Annotated in this window: 13 protein-coding genes; 1 reads left to right on the top strand and 12 read right to left on the bottom strand. The window is 70.8% G+C overall.

Annotated features, from left to right (window positions below):
* Positions 1 to 6 precede the first annotated feature (6 nt).
* The 10 genes from nuoE to ATL45_RS16265 form a co-directional block, all read right to left on the bottom strand.
* On the bottom strand, positions 7 to 762 hold the full coding sequence (gene nuoE / locus ATL45_RS16310) for an NADH-quinone oxidoreductase subunit NuoE (RefSeq protein WP_093155333.1): 756 nt from the start codon (positions 760 to 762) through the stop codon (positions 7 to 9).
* Complete coding sequence (locus ATL45_RS16305; RefSeq protein WP_093155410.1) at positions 759 to 2,102, bottom strand: NADH-quinone oxidoreductase subunit D; 1,344 nt, start codon at positions 2,100 to 2,102, stop codon at positions 759 to 761. Before ATL45_RS16305 ends, nuoE begins: the two co-directional genes overlap by 4 nt.
* A 130-nt stretch (positions 2,103 to 2,232) precedes the next feature.
* The gene (locus tag ATL45_RS16300) at positions 2,233 to 2,949 is read right to left on the bottom strand and encodes an NADH-quinone oxidoreductase subunit C (RefSeq protein ID WP_093155335.1); all 717 of its coding nucleotides are present in this window, start codon (positions 2,947 to 2,949) and stop codon (positions 2,233 to 2,235) included.
* A 6-nt stretch (positions 2,950 to 2,955) separates the two neighbouring features.
* Positions 2,956 to 3,630 (bottom strand): NuoB/complex I 20 kDa subunit family protein, encoded by a 675-nt coding sequence (locus tag ATL45_RS16295; RefSeq protein ID WP_093155336.1) that lies wholly within the window; start codon positions 3,628 to 3,630, stop codon positions 2,956 to 2,958.
* A gap of 51 nt (positions 3,631 to 3,681) precedes the next feature.
* Complete coding sequence (locus ATL45_RS16290) at positions 3,682 to 4,047, bottom strand: NADH-quinone oxidoreductase subunit A (protein ID WP_093155338.1); 366 nt, start codon at positions 4,045 to 4,047, stop codon at positions 3,682 to 3,684.
* A 184-nt stretch (positions 4,048 to 4,231) separates the two neighbouring features.
* Positions 4,232 to 5,530: a geranylgeranyl reductase family protein gene (locus tag ATL45_RS16285; protein ID WP_093155339.1), complete on the bottom strand. Its 1,299-nt coding sequence runs from the start codon at positions 5,528 to 5,530 to the stop codon at positions 4,232 to 4,234.
* Between the two features lie 218 nt (positions 5,531 to 5,748).
* Positions 5,749 to 6,153, bottom strand: a complete 405-nt coding sequence (locus ATL45_RS16280) for a LysR substrate-binding domain-containing protein (protein WP_093155411.1) — start codon at positions 6,151 to 6,153, stop codon at positions 5,749 to 5,751.
* Positions 6,154 to 6,194: 41 nt separating this feature from the next.
* Positions 6,195 to 6,488 carry an AtuA-related protein gene (locus tag ATL45_RS16275; protein ID WP_093155341.1) on the bottom strand — a complete coding sequence of 98 codons (294 nt, stop codon included), beginning with the start codon at positions 6,486 to 6,488 and terminating at the stop codon, positions 6,195 to 6,197.
* Positions 6,475 to 7,761, bottom strand: coding sequence for an acyclic terpene utilization AtuA family protein (locus ATL45_RS16270; RefSeq protein WP_093155413.1), 1,287 nt, complete (start codon positions 7,759 to 7,761; stop codon positions 6,475 to 6,477). Before ATL45_RS16270 ends, ATL45_RS16275 begins: the two co-directional genes overlap by 14 nt.
* Entirely contained in the window at positions 7,761 to 9,032 is a 1,272-nt protein-coding gene (locus ATL45_RS16265) for a CitMHS family transporter (RefSeq protein WP_093155342.1), read from the bottom strand. Before ATL45_RS16265 ends, ATL45_RS16270 begins: the two co-directional genes overlap by 1 nt.
* 90 nt (positions 9,033 to 9,122) lie before the next feature.
* On the opposite strand from ATL45_RS16265, the gene ATL45_RS16260 reads away from it, so the two are divergent.
* The gene (locus ATL45_RS16260; protein ID WP_246025384.1) at positions 9,123 to 10,040 is read left to right on the top strand and encodes a LysR family transcriptional regulator; all 918 of its coding nucleotides are present in this window, start codon (positions 9,123 to 9,125) and stop codon (positions 10,038 to 10,040) included.
* Between the two features lie 234 nt (positions 10,041 to 10,274).
* Here the strand turns inward: ATL45_RS16260 and ATL45_RS16255 are convergent, their stop codons facing one another.
* Both ATL45_RS16255 and ATL45_RS16250 read right to left on the bottom strand, forming a co-directional pair.
* Complete coding sequence (locus ATL45_RS16255) at positions 10,275 to 10,964, bottom strand: demethylmenaquinone methyltransferase (protein WP_093155345.1); 690 nt, start codon at positions 10,962 to 10,964, stop codon at positions 10,275 to 10,277.
* A gap of 34 nt (positions 10,965 to 10,998) precedes the next feature.
* Positions 10,999 to 12,129 carry a glycosyltransferase family 4 protein gene (locus tag ATL45_RS16250; RefSeq protein WP_093155347.1) on the bottom strand — a complete coding sequence of 377 codons (1,131 nt, stop codon included), beginning with the start codon at positions 12,127 to 12,129 and terminating at the stop codon, positions 10,999 to 11,001.
* Positions 12,130 to 12,289: the final 160 nt, after the last annotated feature.

Below are 12,289 nucleotides of genomic sequence, written 5' to 3'. Positions count from 1 at the left end.
GCACCCTCACTTCTTCTCCGGCACCGGCGGCAGTTCCACGTCGTCGGGCATGCTGGGCGCGGTCCAGCCGCGCTCGTGGGCCAGCTGCGCGCCGCGCAGCGTCTCGACCGCAGCCGACGGACCGGCCACAGTGGACTCCAGGTCGTCGAAGAAGCCGGCCAGCTGGCGCTCCGCACCGCGGAAGTCGGACAGCGCCGGACCGCGCGTCGGCGCCGGCTTCTCCCCGCGCTGCAACGCCTTCACCAGTTCCAGCGCCTGCTCCGGCGTCTGGTTGTCGAAGTACTCGTAGTTCACCTGCAGCACCGGCGCGAGGTCGCAGGCCGCCAGGCACTCGGCGTGCTCGAGGGTGATCGAGCCCTCCTCGCCGGGAGTGCCCGCGGTCTCGTCGTGCCCGACGCCCAGGTGCTCGCCGAGCGTCCGGTAGATCGCGTCGCCGCCCAGCGCCGCGCACAGCGTGTTGGTGCACACGCTCACCAGGTGCTGACCGCACGGCTTGCGCTTGTACATGGTGTAGAAGGTGGCGACCGCGCTGACCTCGGCGGTGGTCAGCGCCAGCTGGTCGGCGCAGAACTGGATCCCCGCCGGGCTGACGTGCCCCTGCACCGACTGCACGAGGTGCAGCATCGGCAGCAGCGCGGACCGGGGCTCCGGGTACCGCGCGATGATCTGCTGCGCCTCGGAGCGCGTCTGCTCGTCGAACACCGACGTGTCGGCGGCCTCCGCCGCGTCGTCCGTGGTGGTGAACTGGAACTGCTCGGTCATCGATCCACCCCGCCCATCACCGGGTCGATGGAGGCGACCGCCGCGATCACGTCGGCCACCAGTCCGCCTTCGCACATCGCGGGCATCGCCTGCAGGTTCACGAAGCTGGGTTCCCGGACGTGCACCCGCATCGGCCGGGTGCCGCCGTCGGAGACCAGGTGCATGCCGAGCTCGCCGCGCGGCGACTCGACCGGCGAGTACACCTGCCCCGGCGGCACGTCGAAGCCCTCGGTCACCAGCTTGAAGTGGTGGATCAGCGATTCCATCGACTGACCCATGATCTTGCGGACGTGCTCCAGCGAGTTGCCCATGCCGTCCGGCCCGATGCTCAGCTTCGACGGCCACGCGATCTTCGCGTCCTCGACCATGTGCGAGCCGGGCTCCATCTTGTCCACGCACTGCCGGACGATCTTCAGCGACTGGTGGATCTCCTCCAGCCGCAGCAGGTACCGGGCGTAGCAGTCGGCGTCGGTGCTGGTCGGCACCTCGAACTCGTAGTCCTCGTACCCGCAGTACGGCTCGATCTTGCGCAGGTCCCAGGCCAGGCCGGCGGAGCGCAGCAGCGGCCCGGTGACGCCCAGCTGCAGCGCGCCGTCCAGCGGCAGGTAGCCGACGTCCTTGAGGCGCTGCTTCCAGATCGGCTGACCGGTGAACAGCTTGTCGTAGGCGGGCAGCCGGGAGTCCATCACCTCGATGAACGACTTCACCTTCTGCTGCCAGCCCTCCGGCAGGTCCTGCGCGGTGCCGCCCGGCCGGATGAACGCGTGGTTCATCCGCAGCCCGGTCAGGAACTCCAGCAGGTGCAGGACCTCCTCGCGCTCGCGGAAGCCGAAGGTCATGCCGGTGGTGGCGCCGAGCTCCATCGCACCGGTCGCCAGGAACACCAGGTGCGAGGAGATCCGGTTGAGCTCCATGAGCATCACGCGGAACGTCTGGGCCCGCGGCGGCGCCTCGATGCCGAGCAGCTTCTCCACGCCGAGGCAGTAGGCGGCCTCGTTGTGCAGCGGCGCCAGGTAGTCCATCCGCGTCACGAAGGTGACGCCCTGGGTCCAGGTGCGGTACTCGGTGTTCTTCTCGATGCCGGTGTGCAGGTAGCCGATCACCGAGCGGGCCTTGGTGACGGTCTCGCCCTCGAGCTCCAGCACCAGCCGGAGCACGCCGTGCGTCGACGGGTGCTGCGGGCCGAGGTTGATGACGACCCGCTCCTCACCGGCGGTATCGTCGATGAACTCGTCCCAGTCGCCACCGGTGACGGTGTAGACCCGGCCCTCGGTCGTCTCCCGCGACTCGGCCGCTTCGGGATCGCCGAAACCGGTGCCGGCCAGTGATTCGGTACTCATCTCCAACACCTCTCCCCGGTGCCGCCACCCTCCGGGAACGCAATTTCCATTGAAATCGGGCGTTCGATTTCAATGGAAATCGAACGTCCGATTTCCATTGAAATCGCGGAAGACTCGCGCACCCCAGCCGTCATGAGTACGCCCTGCGCTGATCCGGTGGCGGGATCTCGGCGCCCTTGTACTCGACCGGGATGCCGCCCAGCGGGTAGTCCTTGCGCTGCGGGTGGCCGTCCCAGTCGTCCGGCATCAGGATCCTGGTGAGCGCCGGGTGCCCGTCGTAGACGATCCCGAACATGTCCCAGGTCTCGCGCTCCTGGAAGTCCGCGGTCGGGTAGACCTCGACCACCGACGGCACGTGCGGGTCCTCGACGTCCACCGCGACCTCGACGCGGATCCGGCGCCGGTAGGTCATCGACGTCAGGTGGCAGACCGAGTGCAGCCGCTGCGGCACCTCCGGCCCGTAGTCCACGCCGGAGACCGAGCTGCACAGCTCGAAGCGCAGCGCCGGGTCGTCGCGCAGCGCGCGGCAGACCTCCAGCAGCTGGTCGGTGCGCACGTAGAAGGTGATCTCGCCGCGGTCGACCGTCACCTGCTGCACGGTGTCGGCGGGCAGCCCGCGCTCGCCCAGCGCGGCCAGCAGCGCGTCGGCCACCTCGTCGAACCAGCCGCCGTACGGGCGCTCCGCGGCGGGCGGCACGTAGGCGGGCAGGCGCAGTCCGCCGTAGCCCGAGGTGTCTCCCGTGCCGCGCACGCCGAACATGCCCTGCCGCGCGCGACCGGCCACCGGGCCGGACTGCGGCCGGGCGCGTTCGACCGCCCAGCGCTGCTCGGATTCGTTGTCAGCCAACCGAACTCACCTGCCCGCTTTGAGCTCGCGGGGCCGCTGCGGTGAATCCGCGAACGCCCCCAACGACGGATCGGAACCCATCTCCCGGCGCTGCGCGACCTGCTTGCGCGCCACGCGTCGGCGCTGCGCCTCGCTCTTCGGCGCGTACCGCTCGGAGGACGGGATCATCGGGGTGCGCTCGCCGCTCTCCAGCTTCAGCTGCGCGCGCTTGGCGTTGATCGGCTCGTCCATGATCTTGGCGTGCAGCTTGAGGATCGCGTCCAGGAGCATCTCCGGGCGCGGCGGGCAGCCCGGCAGGTACATGTCAACCGGCACCACGTGGTCCACGCCCTGCACCACGGCGTAGTTGTTGAACATGCCGCCGCTGGACGCGCACACGCCCATCGCCAGCACCCAGCGCGGCTCCGGCATCTGGTCGTAGATCTGCCGCAGCACCGGCGCCATCTTGTTGGTGACCCGGCCGGCCACGATCATCAGATCGGCCTGCCGGGGAGTGGCGGAGAACCGCTCCATGCCGAACCGCGCGATGTCGTAGCGGGAACCGCCGACCGTCATCATCTCGATGGCGCAGCAGGCCAGCCCGAACGTCGCGGGCCACATCGAGGTCTTCCGCGTCCAGTTGACGAGCTTTTCCACGTTGGCCAACAGGATGCCGTTGGGCAACTGCGCTTCAATTCCCATCCGCGGCACTCCCTTCCACAATCGACGCTGACCGTGCCCGTGACCGCCCGGTCAGTTCCAGTCGAAGCCACCTCGCCGCCACACGTAGAGGTCGGCGAATCCGAACGTGAGGATGAACAGCACCACGGCACCCGCGCCCCAGAGCCCGAGCGCGTCCGCGGTCACCGCGTAGGGGTACAGAAAGACCATCTCGATGTCGAAGAGGATGAACATCATCGCGGTCAGGTAGTACGAGACCGGCATCCGGCCGCCGCCGATCACCGGCTGCGGCGAGGGCTCGATGCCGCACTCGTAGGCGTCGAGCTTCGCCTTGTTGTAGCGGCGGGGGCCGACGAGCGGAGCGATCGTGACCGAGAACAGCGCGAACGCGAACGCGAGCGCCAGCAACAGCACGAGCGGGATGTAGGGATCGAGCATTCCCCTGCCCTCCGGATCTTCCCCGCTTCCGCGGGGCACATCGTCGGCCCCCGCCGAGACGCACGTCACGTCTCAGAGGTCGGGCCACACTCTATGCGGTCGGGTGTGTCGTCTCCGTAGTGAGGCGAACCTAACTTTATGATGTCTCGCACACTTGCGAGCACATCTGACCAGACTCGCGCCATCAGGCGCTAGGGGTGAGACGAGTAGTGGTGCTGATCACACGGTCCATCACGTCCCCGCCCTTCTCGTCGTAGAGATTTGCCAACAGTTTCAACACGAAACGCATCAGCACGGTCCTCGGTAGACCGTGCTTCGTGGCGGTGCGCATGACCACCGGATTGCCAATCAACTTGCTGAAGATGTTGCCCATCCGGAAGTAGCCGCCCAGCGCCTGCTGCACCGCAGCCGGGTACCGGCGCAGCGCCTGCTCCCGGGAGAACCCGTCCGGCCGGGCCAGCGCGTGCACCACGCACTCGGCGGCCAGCGCCGCGGATTCCATCGCGTAGGCGATGCCCTCGCCGTTGAACGGGTTGACCATCCCGCCCGCGTCGCCGACGAGCAGCAAGCCGTTGCGGTAGTGCGGCGTCCGGTTGAAGCCCATCGGCAGCGCGGCGCCGCCGATCCGCCCGGTCGCGTTGTCCTCGCGGAAGCCCCACTCCTCCGGCGTGCCGTCCAGCCAGGAGCGCAGCAGCTGCCGGTAGTCGGTCTTGCCGTAGGCCTTGGAGGTGGACAGGATGCCCAGTCCGACGTTCACCGTCCCGTCGCCCATCGGGAAGATCCAGCCGTAGCCCGGCAGCAGCGTGGGCTTGTCCGGGTCCGAGCGGTCCCACAGCTCCAGGTGCGATTCCAGGAAGTCGTCCTTGGTGCGCGGGCTGGTGTAGTAGCGCCGCACGGCCACGCCCATCGGGCGGTCCTCGCGCTTCTCGATGCCGACCGACAGCGCCAGCCGCGCGGAGACGCCGTCGCAGGCCACCACCAGCGGCGCCCGGTAGGTGACCGGCGTGCGCTCGGGCCCGGACTTCGCGGTCACCCCGGTGATCCGGCCGGTCCGCTCGTCGGTGACCGCGCCGGTCACCGTGGTCTGCTGGACCAGCCGGGCGCCGGCCCGCTGCGCGTTGCGCGCGAGCAGGTCGTCGAAGTCGTTGCGGGGCCGCACCACGCCGTACGGCGGGAAGCTGGCCAGGCTCGGCCAGTCCAGCTCGACCTCGACCCCGCCACCGACCACCCGCAGGCCGCGGTTGTGCAGCCAGCCCGCTTCCTCCCGGGTGTCGATGCCGAGGTCGATGAGCTGCTTGACGCCGCGCGGGGTGATGCCGTCGCCGCAGACCTTCTCCCGCGGGAAGACGCTCTTCTCCAGAAGCAGGACGTCCAGGCCGGCCCTGGCCAGGTACGTCGCCGCCGTCGATCCGGCCGGACCGGCCCCGACGACGATCACCTCCGCGTCGTCGTCCGGTCGACGGCGGCTGGTGGCGCTGGTCATGACACTCCTTGAGCTAGTGCAGTGCGCGGTGCGACCGCCCCCTCCCGGCGGACCGCACCGGGAACCCGCTTGTGAACGAGTTCACTAACTCCGAGTTTATGCCGGACAAAGGCCGCGATCGACCCCTGCGGCTACGCCACCCGAGTGACCATCACCCCAGCTAGAACCCGGCCCTGGACCGATCGGAGGACCCCGACCGGACCACTTCTCCAGCTGGTTCAGAAGGCGGCGGGGCCGCCGTTGGCGCGCACGGCGTCGGCGGCGGCATGCGCGAAAGCGCGCACCCGGGAGTTCAGCCCGGCGGTGCGCCAGACCAGCGCGACCTCGGTCGGCGGCGCGTCGCGCAGCGGCACGAAGGCGACGCCCGGGTGCGCGAAGTACCTGGTCACCGAGGCCGCGACCGGCGTGATGCCCTGCCCGGCGGCGACCAGCGCGATCAGCTCCTGGAAGGTCGGCACCGACTGGCCCCGCCGCACCTGCTTCCCGCTCGGGGTCTCCGGAGGCACGTGGAAGTCCCACCAGTACTGCGGGGCACTGCTGACCACGCCGAACACGGTGTGGCGCGCGAGGCCCTCCAGCTCCACCGACCCGCACCGCCCGAACGGGTGCCCGGTGGGCACCATCAGCACCCGGGGCTACCACCCCGGCCGGGGGCTCGTAGTCGTCACAGCCGCATCGCGAGCAGGCGGGAGCTGAGGGTTTTGCCGTGGGTGTCCAGGGCCAGGGAGGTCGTCACTCCTCCTTCGAGGGCTCGGTGGCAGGTGAACTGGAGGGCTCGGAGGTTCGGGAGCTCCCAGCGGCGGACCTCGCCGCGGACCGCCAGGTGCTCGCGCACGCGGTCGGCCGTCACCTCGCGGACCAGCAGGTCGTAGTCCTCGTCGCGGTGCGGGAACAGCGACAGCGTCGAGGTGTCGCCCTTGTCCCCGGCCCGGCAGTGGGCGATGTCATGCAGCAGCACCGTCGGCCTCCAGCACGGTCACGCGGGTTTCCACCTCGGTTCGGGGGATCAGCGTCGAGACGATCCCGATCACCTCGCGGACGTCGGTGCGGACTCCGCCGCCACCCGCCGGTCCGTTGGTGTAGAGCGATTCGACCTCGTGGCACACCAGGTCGGCCAGCTCCGGGTCCGGGGCCAGCGCGGCGACCCGCAGCCGGCACTCGTCGGCTCTCCCGAGGACGTCGGCGCGGATGCGCAGGCCGGTGCCGCGCAGCCGGGTGGTGACGATGTCGGCCGCCAGGCGGGCTCGGCGGTCGGCATTCGGCCCGGCGTAGGAGATCCCGCACTCGGCGCGGTGCCCGGCGCGGTAGCCGACGCTGACCTTCAGCTCCTCGGGCCGCGGCCTGCCGACCGCGCCGCTGATCCGGACCCGGTCCGCCGCGACCTGCTCCGCCCGCACCTCGCGGAAGTCCAGCACCACGTCGGGCGTGCGGTAGCCCGCCGGGTCGGTCACCTCGTAGAGCAACTGCTCGCGCACGGTCGCGGTGGAGACCAGACCGCCGGTGTCCGGGAGCTTCCCGATCACCGCGGTTCCATCGGATTCCACTGCGGCATAAGGGAATCCGAGGTTCGCCAGGTCCGGCACCTCCTTCGCGCCGGGATCGGCGAAGTAGCCGCCGGTGACCTGCCCGGCGCACTCCAGGAGGTGGCCGACGAGCGTTCCGGCCGCCATCCGCGGCCAGTCGTCGAGGTCCCAGCCGAGCCGGTGCGCCATCGGGGCCAGGAACAGCGAGGGATCGGCGACCCGGCCGGTCAGCACCACGTCCGCGCCGGTGTCCAGGGCGGGGAGCAGCGCTTCGGCGCCGAGGTAGGCGTTGGCCGAGACGACCTCGCCGTGAGCGGCCAGCGCGATGCCGTCCTCCAGCGCCGGTTCGCGCAGGTCCAGCCGGTCCAGCACGTCGTCGCCGGTGACCACCGCGATCCGCCCGCGCAGGCCGGATTCCACCAGCAGGTCGCGGGTCGTCTCGCCCGCGGCGAGGGGATTCGCCGAGCCCATGTTGGTCACCACGCGGACGCCGTTGCCGATGGCGACCGGCAGCAGCGGGCGGAAGCGGGCGCGCAGCCGGGGGTCGTGGCCCAGCGCCGGGTCGCGGAGGCGGCGCTGCTGGCCGAGCGCGATGGTGCGCTCCGCCAGGCACTCCAGCACCAGGTCGTCCAGCTCGCCGCGCGCCGCCAGCTGCACCGCGGGTTCGATCCGGTCGCCGGCGAACCCGGCTCCGCTGCCGATCCGCATCACAGCACCCCCGTCAGCAGCGCGACCGCGGTCATCACCAGCGTCGTGCCGAACGCCCACCTGAAGACGAACCGCTGGTGCTCGCCGAGGTCCACCCCGCTCATCCCGAGCAGGATGAACGTCGAGGCGGTCAGCGGGCTGAGCGGGAAACCGGTGGTCATCTGGCCGAGGATCGCCGCCCGGCCGATGGCCGCCGGGTCGCCGCCGAGCGCCGCGCTCGTCTCGGCCAGCACCGGGACGATCCCGTAGTAGAAGGCGTCCGGGGTGAACACCAGGCTCAGCGGCATGCTCGCGATGGCCGTGCCCACCGGCAGCAGGCCCGCCGCCGAGTCCGGGATCACCGAGACCAGGCCCGCGGCCATCGCGCCGATCATCCCGGTGCCGGTGAGGATGCCGGTGAACACGCCCGCCGCGAAGATCACCGCGACCACCAGCACCACGTTGTAGGCGTGCTTGGTGAGCAGCTCCTGCTGCGCCGCCCAGCTCGGCCGGTTGACCAGCAGCGCCACCAGGAAGGCCAGCAGGAACAGCACCTCCAGGTCCGCGAGCTGCGCCAGCAGGCAGCCCACCAGCACCACCGTGAGCAGCGCGTTGATCCAGAACCGCACCCGGTCGGCGCCGGTGGGCCGGGGCCGCTCGGCGACGTCGAGCTCGACCACACCGAGCCGCTTGCGCTCGCCGCGGCCGATCAAGTACGCCGCCACCAGCACCCACAGGACGCCCGCCAGCATCGCGGGCAGGACCGGGAGGAACAGCCGGCCGCTGTCCAGGTGCAGCGCGGCCATCGCGCGGGCCGTCGGGCCGCCCCACGGCACCATGTTCATCACGCCCGCCGCCAGGCAGACCACCCCGGCCAGCACCACCCGGCGCATGCCGAGCCGCCGGTAGATCGGCAGCAGCGCGGAGACGGTGATCAGGAACGTGGAGGCGCCGTCGCCGTCGAGCGCGACCAGCAGGGTCAGCAGCGCGGTGCCCACGGTGATCTTCATCGGGTCGCCGCCCGCCCAGCGCAGGATCCGGGCGACGGCCGGGTCGAACAGCCCGGCGTCGACCATCAGGCTGAAGTAGAGCACCGCGAAGGTGATCATGATGGCAACCGGGGCGACGGTGGCCAGGCCGTCGGCGATCATCCCGCCCAGCCCGGCGCCGAACCCGCTCACCAGCGCGGCCGCGATCGGCACCAGGGTGAGCGCGAACAGCACCGAAACCCGGCGGGACAGCACCAGCGCCAGGAAGACCCCGACGGTGAGGAATCCGCTCACGGCGAGCATGCGCACCTCCGAACTCGAACGGAGGAACTGTGATCCGCGTCGCCCATGCAGGTCAAGCAATAGTTAGTGATAGATTCATGACCTGTGAGCATGGATCTGACGATGCAGCAGCTCCGGCTGGTGCTGGCCGTGCACGACGCGGGCAGCTTCACGCTCGCCGCCGAACGCCTCCACCTGGCCCAGTCGTCGATGAGCCGAACGGTCCGCGAGGTCGAGCGGCGGCTGGGCATCGCGCTGTTCGAGCGCACCACCCGCAACCTGACGAGCACGCCGGAGGGCCGCGAGTTCTGCCGGGTCGCGCGGCAGGTCGTCGAGTCGTTCGACGCCGGGATCAACCACTTCCAGGGCTTCCTGGCCGGGAGCCGCGGGCGGGTGCGCATCGCGGCGCTGCCGTCGCTGGCCGCGATCCTGCTGCCGCCGGTGGTCTCCGCCTACCGCGCGACGCACCCGGAGGTGGAACTGTCCATTTCGGACGCGATGTCGGACGAGGTGCTGCAGCAGGTCCGCGCCGGGATCGTGGACCTGGCGCTCACGGTGGTCGCCGAACCGCTGCCGGACCTGCACGTCAAGCCGATCGCCACCGACCGGTTCTGCTGCGTCTTCCCGCCGCAGCACCGGTTCGCCGCGCAGCGCGGCCTCACCTGGTCGAACCTGGCGGGCGAGCCGCACATCGCCTTCGACCCGAGCAGCAGCATCCGCCAGCACGCCGAACGCGCCTTCGGCGCGGCGAAGATCCGCCCGGACGTGGTGCTGGAGTCCAGCAACATCAGCACGGTCGCGGGCCTGGTCGCGGCGGGCCTCGGCGTGGCGGTGGTGCCGGGCCTGGTGCTGCCGCTGGTCCGGTTCGCCGGCCTGGAGCACCGAGCCCTGGCCGAGCCGGAGATCAGCCGCCGCATCGCGGTGGTCCGCAACCCGCACCGACCGCTGGCGGCGGCCTCGAAGGCCTTCATCACGGCGGTCACCCAGCGCGCCGAAACCCCACTACCCCCGGAAACCACCTGGCTCTGACCATGCCGGTGCCGACGTGCCGGAACGTGCGCCCGGCCCACCGCGCACGCCTCCACGCAATTTCAATGGAAATCGGACGTCAGATTTCAATTGAAATCGCATGTGTGATTTCAATTGAAATCGCGGACCGTCGGTGTGTCGGGCACCGGACACACCGGTGGTGCGTCGAGAGGTCGCGATTTCAATGGAAGTTGTGGACCTGATTTCCATTGAAGTTGCGGCGCACCCGACGGCTCAGGACGGCTTGACCGCGCGGTGGATCGCCACGACTCCACTGGTCAGGTTCCGCCAGGCGACGTCCGTCCAGCCGGACTCGGCGATCAGCTCCGCCAGGACGCGCTGGTCCGGCCACTCGCGGATCGACTCCGCCAGGTAGACGTAGGCGTCCGGGTTCGACGAGACCGCGCGGGCGATCGGCGGCAGCGCGCGCATCAGGTAGTTCAGGTAGATCGTGCGGAACGGCTGCCAGGTCGGCGTGGAGAACTCGCACACCACCAGCCGGCCGCCCGGGCGCACCACGCGCTGCATCTCCCGCAGCCCGGCCGCGGTGTCCACGAGGTTGCGCAGGCCGAAGGAGATCGTCACCGCGTCGAAGGACTCGTCCGCGAAGGGCAGCCGCAGCGCGTCCGCGGCGACCATCGGCACGCCGCGGTGCCGCCCGACCGACAGCATGCCCAGCGAGAAGTCCGCGGCCACGCACCAGGCGCCGGACCGGGAGAACTCCTCGGTCGACACACCGCTGCCCGCCGCCAGGTCGAGCACGCGCTCGTCGCGCTTGGGCGACAGCGCCCGCCTGGTGACCTCCCGCCACCGGCGGTCCTGGCCGAAGGACAGCACGGTGTTGGTCAGGTCGTACCGGCGCGCGACACCGTCGAACATCGCGGCGACTTCGCGAGGGTCCTTGTCCAAACCTGCCCGAGACACACCCGCAGCGTACGTGGCCGACCCGCCGTCGGCGTCACGCGGCCAGCGGTTGCTCGCCCGAGGCGACCGCGTCGTAGTGCCCGATCAGCTGCTGGCACAGCGCCGGCCAGGTCCGCCCCGCGACCGCCTCGCGCGCAGCCGCGCCGAACCGCCTGCGCAGATCGGCATCGCGCAGGGCCTCGACCGCAGCGCGCAGCGCCTCCGCGTGGACGTCGGCGTCGTGGGCGGGCAGCAGGTAGCCGGTGCGGCCGTGGTCGACCAGATCGCGCGGGCCACCCGCGTCCGGGGCCACCACCGGAACGCCCGAGGCCATCGCCTCCTGGACCGCCTGGCAGAACGTCTCGTGCGGGCCGGTGTGCACGAACACGTCGAGGCTGGCGTAGATGCGCGCCAGCTCGTCGCCGGTGCGCTGGCCGAGGAACACCGCGTTCGGCACCGCGTCGGCCAGCCGCTCGCGGTCCGGGCCATCGCCCACCACGACCACCCGCACGCCCGGCATCCCGCCCAGCGCCACCAACCGCTCGATGCGCTTCTCCGGGGCCAGCCTGCCGACGTAGCCGACCAGCAGCTCGCCGTCCGCGGCGAACTCGCGCCGCCAGCCCGAATCCCGCTGCTGCGGCGAGAAGCGCGCCGTGTCCACGCCCCGTCCCCACCGGTGCACGCGCGGAATCCCGTGCTGCTGCAGCGTTTCCACCGCCCAGGTCGACGGCGCCAGCGTCCGATCGGCGGCGCCGTGCAGGCGCCGGATCCACCGCCACGCCGCCCGCGCGGTCAGCCCGAGCCCATAAGACGCGGCGAAACCCGCGACATCGGTCTGGTACACCGCGACGGTCGGCACGCCCAGCCGCCGAGCCGCCGCCAGACCCCGCGCCCCGACGACGAACGGCGACGCCAGGTGCACGACATCCGGCCGGAATCCCTGCAAGCCGCGCAGCAACCGCCGCGTCGGAAAACCGATCGGCAACGACGACACCACCGGCAGGTCCACCGCGGGCAGCCGGATCACCGGGAATCCCGCGTACTCGTCCGGGCCTGCGCCGGGCGCGATGACGAGCGCCGAATCTCCCCGGCGCCGCAAGTGCTCCAGCACTCGCAGCACCGAATTCGTCACCCCGTTGATCTGCGGCAGGAAGCTCTCGGTCACGATCGCTATGCGCACGCGCATCACGGTCGCGCTCCGGATCGGCGAGCAGTCGACCGCAATGTGACGGCACCGCCAACGGCAACCGAAGATGTCGTTTCCCGCGACTGGGAAAACCGGTCTTCCCGGAAGAGACGGTTGCAGCGCGCAATCGTGATCTGCCTCTCCACCAGCTGTCACCTGA

Origin of the sequence: Saccharopolyspora antimicrobica (genome assembly GCF_003635025.1) — a bacterium.
Taxonomy (GTDB): domain Bacteria; phylum Actinomycetota; class Actinomycetes; order Mycobacteriales; family Pseudonocardiaceae; genus Saccharopolyspora; species Saccharopolyspora antimicrobica.
This window is presented reverse-complemented; position numbering and strand designations above follow the sequence as displayed.

Excerpts from the sequence above, each read along its gene's own strand:
- nuoE (WP_093155333.1), bottom strand. The coding sequence starts at position 762 with ATGACCGAGCAGTTCCAGTTCACCACCACGGACGACGCGGCGGAGGCC.
- ATL45_RS16305 (WP_093155410.1), bottom strand. The coding sequence starts at position 2,102 with ATGAGTACCGAATCACTGGCCGGCACCGGTTTCGGCGATCCCGAAGCG.
- ATL45_RS16295 (WP_093155336.1), bottom strand. The coding sequence starts at position 3,630 with ATGGGAATTGAAGCGCAGTTGCCCAACGGCATCCTGTTGGCCAACGTG.
- ATL45_RS16290 (WP_093155338.1), bottom strand. The coding sequence starts at position 4,047 with ATGCTCGATCCCTACATCCCGCTCGTGCTGTTGCTGGCGCTCGCGTTC.
- ATL45_RS16285 (WP_093155339.1), bottom strand. The coding sequence starts at position 5,530 with ATGACCAGCGCCACCAGCCGCCGTCGACCGGACGACGACGCGGAGGTG.
- ATL45_RS16280 (WP_093155411.1), bottom strand. The coding sequence starts at position 6,153 with ATGGTGCCCACCGGGCACCCGTTCGGGCGGTGCGGGTCGGTGGAGCTG.
- ATL45_RS16270 (WP_093155413.1), bottom strand. The coding sequence starts at position 7,761 with ATGCGGATCGGCAGCGGAGCCGGGTTCGCCGGCGACCGGATCGAACCC.
- ATL45_RS16265 (WP_093155342.1), bottom strand. The coding sequence starts at position 9,032 with ATGCTCGCCGTGAGCGGATTCCTCACCGTCGGGGTCTTCCTGGCGCTG.
- ATL45_RS16260 (WP_246025384.1), top strand. The coding sequence starts at position 9,123 with ATGGATCTGACGATGCAGCAGCTCCGGCTGGTGCTGGCCGTGCACGAC.
- ATL45_RS16250 (WP_093155347.1), bottom strand. The coding sequence starts at position 12,129 with ATGCGCGTGCGCATAGCGATCGTGACCGAGAGCTTCCTGCCGCAGATC.